Annotated in this window: 14 protein-coding genes; 10 read left to right on the top strand and 4 right to left on the bottom strand. The window is 72.7% G+C overall.

What is annotated here, in order from left to right; all coding sequences use genetic code 11:
• Positions 1-77 precede the first annotated feature (77 nt).
• Positions 78-506 (bottom strand): type II toxin-antitoxin system Rv0910 family toxin, encoded by a 429-nt coding sequence (locus ACZ7H1_RS29735; protein ID WP_470790882.1) that lies wholly within the window; start codon positions 504-506, stop codon positions 78-80.
• A 159-nt stretch (positions 507-665) separates the two neighbouring features.
• Between ACZ7H1_RS29735 and ACZ7H1_RS29740 the strand changes: the two genes are divergently transcribed.
• Together ACZ7H1_RS29740 and ACZ7H1_RS29745 are read left to right on the top strand one after the other, a co-directional pair.
• A complete protein-coding gene (locus ACZ7H1_RS29740; protein WP_470790883.1) occupies positions 666-1,658 on the top strand; it encodes an EamA family transporter in 993 nt (330 codons plus the stop codon).
• A 169-nt stretch (positions 1,659-1,827) separates the two neighbouring features.
• Positions 1,828-2,778 (top strand): DMT family transporter, encoded by a 951-nt coding sequence (locus ACZ7H1_RS29745; protein WP_470790884.1) that lies wholly within the window; start codon positions 1,828-1,830, stop codon positions 2,776-2,778.
• Positions 2,779-2,870: 92 nt separating this feature from the next.
• On the opposite strand, the gene ACZ7H1_RS29750 is transcribed toward ACZ7H1_RS29745, so the two are convergent.
• Positions 2,871-3,551: a pyridoxamine 5'-phosphate oxidase family protein gene (locus tag ACZ7H1_RS29750; RefSeq protein WP_470790885.1), complete on the bottom strand. Its 681-nt coding sequence runs from the start codon at positions 3,549-3,551 to the stop codon at positions 2,871-2,873.
• Between the two features lie 34 nt (positions 3,552-3,585).
• On the opposite strand from ACZ7H1_RS29750, the gene ACZ7H1_RS29755 reads away from it, so the two are divergent.
• Positions 3,586-4,917: an aminotransferase class I/II-fold pyridoxal phosphate-dependent enzyme gene (locus ACZ7H1_RS29755; RefSeq protein ID WP_470790886.1), complete on the top strand. Its 1,332-nt coding sequence runs from the start codon at positions 3,586-3,588 to the stop codon at positions 4,915-4,917.
• A gap of 78 nt (positions 4,918-4,995) precedes the next feature.
• Here the strand turns inward: ACZ7H1_RS29755 and ACZ7H1_RS29760 are convergent, their stop codons facing one another.
• Positions 4,996-5,985 (bottom strand): DMT family transporter, encoded by a 990-nt coding sequence (locus ACZ7H1_RS29760; protein WP_470790887.1) that lies wholly within the window; start codon positions 5,983-5,985, stop codon positions 4,996-4,998.
• A gap of 73 nt (positions 5,986-6,058) precedes the next feature.
• On the opposite strand from ACZ7H1_RS29760, the gene ACZ7H1_RS29765 reads away from it, so the two are divergent.
• Entirely contained in the window at positions 6,059-6,967 is a 909-nt protein-coding gene (locus ACZ7H1_RS29765; protein WP_470790888.1) for a LysR family transcriptional regulator, read from the top strand.
• A 28-nt stretch (positions 6,968-6,995) separates the two neighbouring features.
• Here ACZ7H1_RS29765 and ACZ7H1_RS29770 read toward each other — a convergent pair whose 3' ends face one another.
• The gene (locus ACZ7H1_RS29770; RefSeq protein WP_470790889.1) at positions 6,996-7,454 is read right to left on the bottom strand and encodes a pyridoxamine 5'-phosphate oxidase family protein; all 459 of its coding nucleotides are present in this window, start codon (positions 7,452-7,454) and stop codon (positions 6,996-6,998) included.
• A 76-nt stretch (positions 7,455-7,530) separates the two neighbouring features.
• Between ACZ7H1_RS29770 and ACZ7H1_RS29775 the strand changes: the two genes are divergently transcribed.
• The 6 genes from ACZ7H1_RS29775 (at position 7,531) to ACZ7H1_RS29800 (ending at position 12,847) form a co-directional block, all read left to right on the top strand.
• On the top strand, positions 7,531-8,154 hold the full coding sequence (locus tag ACZ7H1_RS29775; RefSeq protein WP_470790890.1) for a cysteine hydrolase family protein: 624 nt from the start codon (positions 7,531-7,533) through the stop codon (positions 8,152-8,154).
• Positions 8,155-8,163: 9 nt separating this feature from the next.
• Positions 8,164-9,003 carry a HipA family kinase gene (locus ACZ7H1_RS29780; protein WP_470790891.1) on the top strand — a complete coding sequence of 280 codons (840 nt, stop codon included), beginning with the start codon at positions 8,164-8,166 and terminating at the stop codon, positions 9,001-9,003.
• On the top strand, positions 9,000-9,383 hold the full coding sequence (locus ACZ7H1_RS29785; RefSeq protein WP_470790892.1) for a DUF3037 domain-containing protein: 384 nt from the start codon (positions 9,000-9,002) through the stop codon (positions 9,381-9,383). Before ACZ7H1_RS29780 ends, ACZ7H1_RS29785 begins: the two co-directional genes overlap by 4 nt.
• A 157-nt stretch (positions 9,384-9,540) precedes the next feature.
• Positions 9,541-10,302, top strand: coding sequence for a 3-oxoacyl-ACP reductase FabG (gene fabG / locus ACZ7H1_RS29790; RefSeq protein ID WP_470790893.1), 762 nt, complete (start codon positions 9,541-9,543; stop codon positions 10,300-10,302).
• A 14-nt stretch (positions 10,303-10,316) separates the two neighbouring features.
• Positions 10,317-11,111 (top strand): SDR family oxidoreductase, encoded by a 795-nt coding sequence (locus tag ACZ7H1_RS29795; protein ID WP_470790894.1) that lies wholly within the window; start codon positions 10,317-10,319, stop codon positions 11,109-11,111.
• A 152-nt stretch (positions 11,112-11,263) separates the two neighbouring features.
• Complete coding sequence (locus tag ACZ7H1_RS29800; RefSeq protein ID WP_470790895.1) at positions 11,264-12,847, top strand: ABC transporter substrate-binding protein; 1,584 nt, start codon at positions 11,264-11,266, stop codon at positions 12,845-12,847.
• Positions 12,848-12,936: the final 89 nt, after the last annotated feature.

Here is a 12,936-nt window from a genome sequence, read left to right on the forward strand (position 1 = left end):
AAGATAGCCCGACCACCCCACCCCCCCCCCACCTCCCCCCCCCCCCCCCCCCCCCCCCCCCCGTGCGGCCGCCCGGGTCAGGTCACCAGGCCGGCCAGCTTGCGCAGCGATTCGTTGAGGGCCGCGGTGGCCGAGTCCTTGAGCTTGCCCGCCATCAGTGAGACGGCGGCGCCGGTGAAGTCGCCGTCGATGCGGACCGTGGTCGCCTCGCCGTCGGGGGTGAGGGTGTAGCGGGTGCCGACGACGACGCCCATCGGGCCCTTGCCGCGGATGGCCAGCACCCGCTCGTCCTCGAGGGCCTCGACCGTCCACGTCACCTCGGCCGGGAAGCCCATCATCTTCATGTTCTCTTCGAAGGTGCTGCCGACCGCCAGGGTCTCGGGGCCGCCCTTGGGGAAGCTGGTGTGGGTCTGGCTCCACTGGCCGTACGCGCCCCAGTCGGTCAGCTGCGACCACACCTTCGCGGCGGGCGCCTCGATGCGTGATTCCGCGGTGACTTCGGCCATGCGACCACCCCTTCTCGACGGTTCGTGCGGCGGAACGTAGTGTGCACGGCCGGAACATTCAATACTGACGACCTGTCAGAAATCGGCGGGGTCCGGGGCGGCCGTCTCAACAGGTGTGACAGGGGTGACGGTGCTGACTGCGGCTGTCATGATGGCCGGATGCAAGCGTCAGGGAGAAATGCCGGGCTGGGCCTCGCTTTGGTCTCGGCCCTCGCCTTCGGTGGCTCGGGGGTTGCGGCGAAGCCGCTGATCGAGGCGGGTCTCGACCCGCTCCACGTGGTCTGGCTCAGGGTGGCCGGGGCGGCGCTCGTGCTGTCACCGCTGGCCTGGAAGCACCGCCGCCTCGTGCTGCGCAGGCCCGCACTGCTCGCGGGCTTCGGCCTGCTGGCGGTCGCGGGCGTGCAGGCCTTCTACTTCGCCTCGATATCCCGGATTCCCGTGGGCGTGGCCCTCCTCCTGGAGTACCTCGGCCCCGCCCTGCTGCTGGGCTACATCCGCTTCGTCCAGCGCAAGCCCGTCAGCCGGGCCGCCGCGGGCGGCGCTGCCCTCGCGGTCGCGGGGCTGGCGTTCGTCGTCGAGATCTGGGCCGGCCTGAGCCTGGACCTGCTCGGCGTGCTGCTCGGCCTCGCCGCCGCCTGCTGCCAGGCCTGCTACTTCGTCCTGGCCGACCAGGGCTCCGCGGGCGAGGACGCGCCGGACCCGCTGGGCGTGATCGCGTACGGCATGCTCATCGGCATGCTCGTGCTGACGGTGATCGCCCGGCCCTGGGGCATGGACTGGGGCGTGCTCGCGGGCGATGCGTCGATGAACGGCACCGAAGTGCCGGCGCTGGTGCTGCTCGGCTGGGTGGTACTGATCGCGACGGTGTTCGCGTACGTCACCGGAGTGGTCTCGGTGCGCAGGCTGTCCCCGCAGGTGGCCGGAGTCGTGGCCTTCCTGGAGGCGGTCACGGCCGTCGTCTTCGGCTGGATCCTGCTCGGCGAGGTGCTCTCCACCTGGCAGATCGTCGGCGGCGCGCTGGTGCTGTTCGGCGCCTTCATCGCCCAGACCTCCCGGCCCGCGGCCTCGCCCGCGGAGCCGGTGGCCGGGGGCGGCCCGGCCGCGCCCGGCACCGACCGGTCCGCCCTGGACCGCCAGACCAGCTCCACGTAGGGTGACGATCATGCATTCGACCGTGCTTCCGCCGCCCGCCGCATAGCGCGGGCGGCAGGCCAGCCGCCATCGGGACCTGCCGGGGACGCCCCCGGGCGGGTCGATGCTGCCCGCGTCCGGAACCCAGCGACGTCCTGTCCCTGCCTTCCTGATCTGCGGAGAAGCACCCGTGTCGAAGACCTTCACCCTGTCCGTTTCGCCCCTGGGGCGCAGCCTGCTGTCACTGATCGTGGCCGGGGCCGCCTGGGGCACCGCCGGAGCCGCGGCCTCGCTCCTGTTCCTCGCCACCGACCTCGGTCCGCTCGCGCTGACCTTCTGGCGGTGCGCGGGCGGTCTCGTCCTGCTGCTGGGCGCGCTCGCCCTGAGGTCCCGGCGGGCGAACCCCGCTGGTTCCCCTTCCGCGCCCGGTCCCGGTACGCGCTCGATGATCGTCACGGGGCTGCTCTTCACGCTGTTCCAGGCCGCCTACTTCGCCGCGGTGCTGGAAACCGGGCTGGCCGTCGGCACGGTGGTGTGCCTGGGCGCCGGACCCGTGCTGATCGCCCTCGGGGCGCGGTTCGGCATGGGGGAGCGGCTCGGCGCCGGCGGGGTCCTCGCGGTGGGCGGGGCGCTCGCGGGGCTGTGCGTCCTCGTACTGGGCAGCGGCGGGGGCGCCGTACGGCCGCTCGGCGTCGGCTACGCCCTGCTGTCCGCGGCCGGGTACGCGGGGATGACCCTGCGGACGCGGGCGCTGGGGCGGCGCGGGGCCGCGGGCGACCCGCTGGTGACGACCGCCTGGTCGCTGGCCGTCGGGGCGGTGTCGCTGCTGCCGCTGGGCCTGCTGGAGGGACTGCTGCCGCACACGGCCGAGCCGGGCCGGGTGGTGGGGCTGCTGGTGTACGTCGCGGCCGTGCCGACCGCGCTGGCGTACGCCCTGTACTTCACGGGCGCGGCCGCCGTAAGGGCCGCCACGGTCTCCGTGATCATGCTGATCGAGCCGGTGGGCGCCGCGGTCATCGCCGTGCTGCTGCTCGGGGAGCAGCTCACCACCGCGACGGTGGGCGGCACGCTGCTGCTGCTCGCGGCCGTGGTCGCCCTGACGCTTGCGGAGGCCCGCAGGCCCGTGGCCCTGCCCGGGTAGCCGACCCCCGTACGGCGGCCCGGGCAGGGCTCGGGTGTACAGCGCCCCGGCGTGCGGCGCGCCGATCGGGCGCACCCCTCGGGGCGCGCTGCTCAGAGCGCGCCGAGGTACGCCGGTACCGCGGTGCCGGGCGCCAGGTCGGCGGCCGGCACCGGGGGCCCGTACGTACGCGACACCGGGACCACGCCGGCCCAGAACGGCAGCGCGAGGTCCTCGGGGTCGTCGTTGGGGCCGCCCGTGCGCATCTTGGCCGAGACCTCCTCCAGGTCCAGGCGGATCACGGCGGTGGCGGCCAGCTCCTTGGCGTTCGCCGGGCGGGAGTCGGCGGAGCGGCCCGGTATCGCGTGGTCGACCAGGGCGTCGAGGGCCGTCCTGCGCTCGGCCTCGTCGGTCACCTGGCGGGCCGTGCCGTGCACCACCACGGAGCGGTAGTTGAGGGAGTGGTGGAAGGCGGAGCGGGCCAGCACCAGGCCGTCCACGTGGGTGACGGTCACGCACACGGCCAGGCCCGGGTCGCCGCCCGCCGCCCGCAGGGGGCGCGAGCCGGTCGAGCCGTGCACGTAGAGGGTCTCGCCGACCCGTGCGTAGAGGGTCGGCAGCACGACCGGCAGGCCGTCGCGGACGAAGCCGAGGTGGCAGATGCCGGCCCCGTCGAGGATCGCGTGCACCGTCTCCCTGTCGTACGCGGCGCGCTCGCGGCCGCGGGTGGGCACCGTGCGGCCGGTCGGTTCGTAGACGGCGGCCGTCGTGGTGTCGGCGTCGGCGACGGACATGTGCTCTCCATTGCACTAGTGCATAATTGTGTTTGTGCTAGGAGATTACAGGATCACAGGACGCCGCGCCTCGGAGATTTCCGCGAGCGTGGAGCACGGAGTCGGTTCCGGGGAGCTGGCGCCGGGCGCCGTGCTGCCCCCCATGCGGGAGCTGGCCGCGGCCCTGGGCGTGAACCCGAACACCGTCGCGGCGGCCTACCGGAGCCTGCGCGAGCGCGGCGTCATCGAGACGGCCGGACGCCGGGGCAGCCGGGTGCGGGCCAGGCCCGCGACGGCCCCGCGCGACGCCGTACGGGTCGAGGTGCTGCCCGGTGTCCGCGACGTGGCCACGGGCAACCCGGACGTGGCCCTGCTGCCCTCTTTCACGCAGGCCCTGGCCGCCACGGCCGCCCGGCATGCCGCCGCGCCCGGCCTGTACGGGGCTGACGAGATCCTGCCCGAGCTGGCGGCGCTGGCCCGCGAGGGCTTCGAGGCCGACGGCGTCCCGGCCGGTCCCGTGGCGGTGACCTGCGGTTCCCTGGACGCGATCGAGCGGGTCCTGGCCGCCCACCTCAAGCCCGGCGACGCCGTCGCCGTCGAGGACCCGGGCTGGACCAGCCTGCTCGACCTGGTCCCGGCCATGGGCCTGCGGATCCTGCCGGTCGCCGTCGACGAGGACGGGCCGCGGCCCGAGAGCGTGGAGCGGGCCCTCGCCGACGGGGCGCGGGCGCTGGTGGTCACCGACCGGGCGCAGAACCCGACGGGGGCCGTCGTGACCGCGGCGCGCGCCGCCGAGCTGCGGGCGCTGCTGGCCGGGCACCCCCGGGTGCTGGTGATCGACGACGACCACGGCCATGCCATCGTCGACCTGCCGCTGCACACGCTCGCCGGGTCCACCGCGCACTGGGCCCTGGTCCGCTCCACGGCGAAGGGCTACGGCCCCGACCTGCGGCTCGCCGTGCTCACCGGGGACCACACCACCCTCGACCGGGTCCGCGGCCGCTACCGGCTCGGCCCCGGCTGGGTCAGCCGGCTGCTCCAGCACACCGTCGTGCACCTGTGGTCGGAGAAGGCCGTGGACACCGCGGCCGTGGCACGGTCGTACGCCGCGCGGCGCGACGCGCTGATCGCGGCGCTGGCACGGCGCGGGATCGAGGCGTACGGGCGCAGCGGCCTCAACGTGTGGGTGCCGGTGTCCGACGAGACGGGGGCGGCCACCCGGCTGCTCCAGGCGGGCTGGGCGGTGGCGCCGGGGGCGCGGTTCCGGGTGGCCAGCGCACCGGGCGTACGGCTGACCGTCTCGACGCTCACGGCGCGGGACATCGAGCCGCTCGCCGATGCGGTGGCGGCTGCCGCGCGGACGGCGTCGCGGATGCGCTTCGACTGAGCGGCCCGCCGGGCGCCCCGCCGAGTGAGCGTCCGGCCGCGTGTCCCGCTGCGTGTCCCGCCGGGTGTCCCGCGCCGGTCAGCGCGTGCGGGGCTTCGGGCGGCTCTGGGTCAGGGCCGCGCCCGCGAGGACGATCGCGGCGCCCACCGGGGTGTTCCAGTGCACGGCCTCGTCCAGGACCAGGACGCCGGCCGCGGTCGCGACCACCGGGATGAAGTAGGTGACCATCTGGGCGGTGGTCGGGCCCACCTCGGTGACCAGCCCGTACTGCATCTGGAGCGCGAGACCGGTGCCGAGGGCGCCGAGGGCGAGCACGGAGAGGGTCGGCCAGAGCGGGAACGACGTGGGCGCGGAGGTGAACAGGGGCGTCACCAGGCCCAGCTGCAGGGTGGCCAGGCCCAGCTGGCTGCCGGTGAGGGCGATCGGGGAGCTCGGGTTGCCGGCCAGGGTGCGGCGGACGTAGATCCAGCCGACCGGGTAGCAGAGAGACGCCAGCAGGGCCATCGCGGTCCCGGCGGCGTCCAGCCCCGAGAAGCCCTGCCAGGCGCCGAGCACGGTCAGGACGCCGAGGAAGCCGAGGCCCAGTCCGGCGACGCGGCGGCGGGTGGGCCGGTCCTCGGAGAGCGCCACCAGCGAGAGCGCCATCCCCCAGAGGGGCGAGGTGGCGTTGCAGATCCCCGCGAGGCTGGAGGGGATGGTGAGCTCGGAGTACGCGAAGAGCGTGAACGGCGCGGCATTGAGCAGGACCGCGGACACGGCGAGGTGACCCCAGGTGCGCAGGCCGCGCGGCAGTCGCTCGCGCCGCACCAGCAGCGCCGCCGCGAGGACGGCCGTACCGAAGAACACCCGGCCGAGGCTCACCTGCATCGGCGCGTACGCCTCGGTGCCCACCTTGATCAGCAGGAAGCTGAAGCCCCAGACGACGGAGAGGATCGCGAAGCGGACCCGCCAGTCCAGTGCCGGGCGGCGGGCCGCCGCTGCGTGGGTGGCGGATCCGGCGGGGGAGGGGGCTGTGGCCGGGGCGGCCGGGGCTGCCGGGTGGTGGCCTGGGGCTGCGGGTGCGCTCATGCCCCCACTCTGCTGGGCGCAACTTCTTAGCACAATCGAGAATCCGTGGACCGAACCGCGTAGCATTGCTTACATGTTGAACCTGGAGCGCCTGCGTACCCTGGACGCCCTCGCCCGCCACGGCTCGGTCAGCGGCGCGGCGGAAGGGCTGCACGTGACGACGTCGGCCGTCTCGCAGCAGATGGCGAAGCTGGAGCGCGAGGTCGGCCAGCCGCTGCTGGCCAGGAACGGCCGCGGCGTCCGCCTGACCGACGCGGGCCAGCTGCTGGCCGGGCATGCGGCGCGCATCATCTCGCAGGTGGAACTGGCCCAGGCGGACGTCGAGGCCCAGCGCGGCCACGTGGTGGGCGAGCTGCGCATCGCGGCGTTCCCGACCGCGCTGCGGGGGCTGCTGCCGGCGGCCCTGACCGCGCTGCGCCGGGACCACCCGGACCTGAGGGTGCGGACCGTGGAGACCGAGCCGGAGGAGAGCATGGCGGCCGTCGTCCGCGGCGACCTCGACCTGGCCGTCGCCATCGACTGGTACAACAAGCGGATGCCGGTGCCCGGCGAGCTGCTGCGGGCGCCGCTCCTCGACGACGCGGCCGATGTCGCGGTCCCGGCCGGTCATCCGCTGGCGGACCGTACGGAAGTGTCGCTCGCCGAGTTCGCCGACGACGACTGGATCTCCTGGAACGAAGGCCAGTTCTGCCACGAGTGGCTCGTCTTCACCCTGCGGGGCGAGGGCATCGAGCCGCGCATCGAGCACATCGCCGAGGAGCACCACACCCAGCTGGCCTTCGTCGAGGCGGGGCTCGGCGTGTGCGTGGCGCCCCGGCTCGGCCGCGGCCCGGTGCCGGCCGGCGTCCGGCTCCTGCCGGTGCGCGACCCGGTCCGCCGCCACATCTACGCCGTGTGGCGCGCGGACGCCGACCGCCGCCCGTCGGTCCGCGCGGCCGTGTCCGCCCTCCAGGCGGCGGGCGCGGCGTACGGAGCCGCATAGCGGCGGTCCGACCTGCGGCCGACGCGACCTAGCGTTTGCGGAAGTCCCAGGAGACCACCGCGTCGGGGGTCAGGCGGATCCAGGCGTGGCGGCCGTCGTGCGGCATCTCGTCGATGCCGAAGTTCTTGGCCGGGAAGAGGCGTTCGACGAGCTCCAGCTCCGGGCACGGCTCGCCCGTGCGGGGCGCCTCGCCCACGAAGACCGCCGTGCCCGACAGCTCCACGCCGCGCAGTTCGTCGTACGACTCGCCGGCGTCCACGACCACCGACATCCGCGGGTCCTTGCGCAGGTCCGCCCAGCGGCGGCTGCGCGTGATCGAGTACAGCCACAGCGAGGTGCCGTCCCAGGCGAACCACAGCGCACCCGCGTGCGGCCGGCCGTCGGGGGAGACCGTCGCCACCCGGCATGTGCGCTGCTCGCGCAGGAAGGCGTCCACTTCCCCGCTCGTCATCATGATCCGGCGGCCACGCCGCTGCGTCACGTCCATCGGTCCCGCACCCCTTCACATCTGACTGTGTGTCAGGAATCATGAGGGCTCTTCCGTCCGCACGCCAGGGGGAGTCATGGCCGACCTCGATCCCGCCACCACCGTGCTGCTCACCGTCGAGTGCCAGAACGGCGTCGTGGGCGAGGACAGCGCCCTGCCCGAGCTGGCCAAGGAGGCGCAGTCCTCCGGGATGCTCGGGCGGGTGGCCGGGCTCGTCGCCGCCGCGCACCGCGCCGGGGTGCAGGTGGTGCACGCCGTCGCCGAGCGGCGCCCGGACGGCCGCGGGGCCAATTCCAACGCCCGGCTGTTCCGCGCAGCCGGCCGGCTGCCGGTGCAGCAGCTCTCCGGCACCCCGGCGGTCCGCGTCGCGGCGCCGATCGAGGTGGCGCCGGAGGACCTGGTGGTCAGCCGTCTGCACGGGCTCTCGCCCATGGCGGGCACCGACCTCGACGCGCTGCTGCGCAACCTCGGCTGCCGCACACTCGTCGTCACCGGGGTCTCCTCGAACATCGCGATCCCCAACACCGTCTTCGACGCCGTGAACCGCGGCTACACCGTCGTGGTGCCCGCCGACGCCGTCGCGGGCGTCCCCGCCGGGTACACCGCACAGGTGATGCGCAACTCCCTCGCGCTCGTGGCCACCGTCACCACCGCGGCAGAGGTCGAAAGCCACTGGTCGCCGTCCGCCGCGCGGCCGTAACCTGGGCTGATGCTGTCCGAAGTCATCGCGACCCGCTACGTCACGCCGCTGCGTGAGGGCGGCTCGCTCCCGGGAATCGTCGAAGCCGACGACCTCGGCACCTACGTCATGAAGTTCACCGGAGCCGGCCAGGGCCGCAAGACCCTGGTCGCCGAGGTCGTCTGCGGTCGGCTCGCCCAGCGGCTGGGCCTGCGGGTCCCCGCGCTGGTGCAGATCCAGCTCGACCCCGTCATCGGCCTCGCGGAGCCGGACCAGGAGGTCCAGGAGCTGCTCAAGGCCAGCGGCGGCCTCAACCTGGGCATGGACTACCTCCCCGGCTCGATCGGCTTCGACCCGCTCGCTTACCAGGTGGACCCGGCCGAGGCCGGGCGCGTGGTGTGGTTCGACGCCCTGATCAACAACGTCGACCGGTCCTGGCGCAACCCGAACATGCTCGTCTGGCACGGCGAGCTGTGGCTCATCGACCACGGCGCCACGATGATCTGGCACCACAACTGGCCCGGCGCCGCCACCGCCGCCGCCAAGCCGTACAACGCCTCGGACCACGTGCTGGCCCCCTTCGCCCCGGACGTCGCCGCGGCCGCCGCCGAGCTGGCACCGATGGTCACCCGCGAGCTCCTCACCGAGATCGCCGCCGAGGTACCGGACGAATGGCTCGTCGACGAGCCCGGTTTCGACTCCACCGACGCCGTTCGCCGCGCATACGTCGATACGCTGCTGCCGCGGGCGGCCGCGATCCACGAGCGGATCTCCATGGAGGCCCCGGTCAAGGCCGCCTCCCAGCCTCCGGGCTGGCTGACCGGGCACCTGACCGACTGGCCCCACAAGAAGAAGAGCGACAGCGAGTGAGCAAGCGGGACGTCTTCGAATACGCGCTGGTGCGCGTCGTGCCCCGGATGGAGCGCGGCGAGTGCATCAACGCCGGAGTGATCGTCTACTGCCGGGCCCGGTCCTTCGTGGCCGCCCGCACCCACCTGGACGAGGACCGGCTCCGCGCCCTGGACCCGCAGGCCGACGTGACGGGCGTACGGGCGGCCCTCAACGCCGTGCAGGGCGTGTGCACGGGCGGCGAGGCGGCCGGAGCGGCCGCCGGGGACGACGCCGGGCGGCGCTTCCGCTGGCTGATCGCGCCGCGCAGCACGGTCGTCCAGCCGGGCCCGGTGCACACCGGACTGACGGCCGATCCCGCGGCCGAGGTGGAACGCCTGCTCGACCTCCTGGTGCGCTGATCCGGCGGACGGGAGTCCGCCGCCAAAGCCCTGGCCGCCCGGTGCCGTTGACACCGGGTGCCAGGGCTTCTAGCGTCTCCAGCGCTGAAGCTACTAAGCGGTTGCTCATCTACGGGCGACCGCTGGTCAGAGCACTTCAAGGGCGAGGAGATCCAGCATGTCCACCACCGAGCAGCGCGTCGCGGTCGTCACCGGGGCGGCCCGGGGCATCGGCGCGGCCACCGCCGTACGCCTGGCCGCGGAAGGCCGCGCCGTCGCCGTACTCGACCTCGACGAGGCGGCCTGCAAGGACACCGTGGAGGCCATCACGGCGGCGGGCGGCAGGGCGCTCGCGGTCGGGTGCGACGTCTCCGACAGCGACCAGGTCGCGGCGGCCGTCGAGCGGATCGCCGCCGGGCTCGGCGCGCCCACCGTCCTCGTCAACAACGCCGGCGTCCTGCGCGACAACCTGCTCTTCAAGATGAGCGACTCCGACTGGGACACCGTCATGAACGTGCACCTGCGCGGTGCCTTCCTGATGTCCCGGGCCTGCCAGAAGTACATGGTGGACGCCAAGTTCGGACGGATCGTCAACCTGTCGAGCAGCTCGGCCCTCGGCAACCGCGGTCAGGCCAACTACGCGGCCGCCAAGGCGGGCCTCCAGGGCTTCACCAAGACCCTCGCCTTCGAACTGGGCAAGTTCGGCATCACCGCCAACGCCGTCGCCCCCGGCTTCATCGTCACCGAGATGACCGCCCAGACCGCCGCCCGCGTCGGCATGGGCTTCGAGGACTTCCAGGCGGCCGCGGCCACCCAGATCCCCGTCCAGCGCGTCGGCAGGCCGGAGGACATCGCCAACGCCATCGCCTTCTTCACGGGCGAGGCGGCCGGGTTCGTGTCCGGCCAGGTCCTGTACGTCGCCGGCGGCCCGCTCAACTGACGAAAGGCGCCACCATGACTGGTACGACCGACAGCACCGGCGCGCCCGCTCCCGGGCCCGTCCCCGACAGCGGAAGGGTCGCCCTGATCACGGGGGCCAGCCGCGGCATCGGGTACGGGATCGCCGAGGCGCTCGTCGCCCGCGGCGACCGCGTGTGCATCACCGGACGCAACGAGGAATCCCTCAAGGAGGCCGTCGAGCGGCTCGGCGCGGACCGGGTCATCGGAGTGGCCGGCAAGGCCCACGACGAGGCCCACCAGGCCGTGGCCGTGGAGCGCACGATGGAGGCCTTCGGCCGGGTCGACTTCCTCGTGAACAACGCCGGCACCAACCCGGTCTTCGGCCCGCTCGCGGACCTGGACCTGGGAGTGGCCCGCAAGGTCTACGAGACCAACGTGATCTCGGCGCTCGGCTTCGCGCAGCGGACCTGGCACGCCTGGCAGAAGGACCACGGCGGCGCGATCGTGAACATCGCGTCCATCGCGGGCGTCTCCGCGTCGCCCTTCATCGGCGCCTACGGCATGAGCAAGGCGGCCATGGTCAACCTGACCCTCCAGCTCGCCCACGAGATGGCGCCGGGGGTCCGGGTGAACGCCATCGCCCCCGCCGTGGTCAAGACCAAGTTCGCCCAGACCCTCTACGAAGGCCGGGAAGCGGAGGCCGCCGCGGCCTATCCGCTGGGCAGACTGGGCGTACCGGCCGATATCGGAGGTGCCGCCGCATTTCTCACCTCCGAGCAGGCCGAATGGATCACAGGTCAGACTCTGATTGTTGACGGTGGAATTTTTCTGAATGCCGGAGTTGGGTGACCGATATTCGGACGAATTGCAGTCCCGGCCGGTGCCAAATGCATCCCTAATGGGCATGGAACCGGTCAAGTGCCCCACGCATCCTCCCCCTTGGATTCGTGGGGCACTGCGGTATCGTTCGCCGATCCCATGGCTGATCGAGGAGCGTGCACGTGTTCAACCGGACCAGATGTCTGCAGACCGCTGCGGCCCTTGCGTCCATATCCCTGCTCGCCGGCTGCGGCCTGCTTTCGGACGATGGCGAAAAGGGAAATCAGAAGATCGTCGTCGGTACGACGAGCAAGCCCACCACCCTCGATCCAGCCGCGGCGTGGGACGGTTCCTGGGAGCTGTACCGGAACGTCTACCAGACCCTGCTGAGCTTCCCGACCGGCGCTGCCAAGCCCGGTCCGGACGCCGCGCAGAGCTGCGAGTTCACCGACTCCGGCAACGAGTCGTACCGGTGCACCCTGCGCAAGGGGCTCAAGTTCTCCAACGGGGAGCCGCTCGACGCCAAGGCCGTCAAGCACTCCTTCGACCGGATCTTCAACATCGCGTCGAAGGTCGGCCCCAAGGACCTCTTCGGCAGCCTGGACAAGGTCGAGACGAACGGCGACCTCACGGTCGTCTTCCACCTCAAGACGCCCGACGCGACCTTCCCCTTCGTGCTCGGCTCCCCGGCCGCCTCGCTGGTGGCCCCCAAGGAGTACCCGGCCGACAAGCTCCGCGAGGACGGCAAGGTCACCGGCTCCGGCCCGTACCTGCTGGAGTCCTACGAGGACGGCAAGCAGGCCGAGCTGAAGCGGAACCCCGACTACAAGGGCTTCGCGGACATCAAGAACGAAGCCGTGACCATCCGGTACTTCACGGACTCCGAGCCGATGGTCGCCGCGCTCAAGAACAAGGACATCGACGCGACGTACCGCGGTCTGACGGCCGAGGAGATCAAGGACCTCAAGAGCACCGAGTCCCGCAAGGCCGGCGTGCAGCTGGTCGACAACGTCGGCTCGGAGATCCGCTACCTCGTCTTCAACCCCGCGGACGCAGCCGCCGCCAAGCCGGCCGTCCGTGAGGCCGTGGCGCAGATCGTCGACCGCGGCGCGCTCGTCTCCAAGGTCTACCCGGGCATGGCCGAGCCGCTGTACTCGATGGTCCCCAAGGGCGTGGCCGGCCACAAGACGCCGTTCTACGACCGCTTCGGGCACCCGGACATCGCCAAGGCCAAGAAGATCCTGCGCGAGGCGGACATCACCGAGAAGGTCTCGCTGAACTTCTACTACACCACGGACCGCTACGGCTCCTCGACGGCGCCCGAGTTCGCCGAGCTCAAGCGCCAGCTCGAGGCCAGCGGCCTCTTCAAGATCACCCTGCGCGGAGAGCCCTGGAAGGACTTCCAGGCGGGCTACAAGAACGGCGAGTACCCGGTCTTCGGCCGCGGATGGTTCCCCGACTTCCCGGACCCGGACAACTTCATCGCGCCGTTCGTCGGCAAGAACAACGCCGTCGGTACGCCGTACACGGCCAAGGAGATCACCGACGACCTGCTGCCGCGCTCGCGCCGCGAGAGCGACCGCGGGGCCGTCGACGGCCACTTCGCACGGGCCCAGGAGATCCTCGCCGAGGACGTCCGGCTGCTGCCCCTGTGGCAGGGCAAGCTGTACGTCGCCGCGGGCGAGGACATCGCGGGCGCCGAGCGGGCCCTCGACCCGCAGACCGTCATGCAGATGTGGGTGCTGTACCGCAAGACCAGCTGGTAACCGCGGTGCCGGGTGGCCGGGACGGCGGCGGGTGCGGCGCTGTCAGTGGCCGCCGGTAGGTTCTTTCACACGCGTGCAGAACGCGTCGA

Source organism: Streptomyces sp. NPDC037401 (assembly GCF_055602345.1).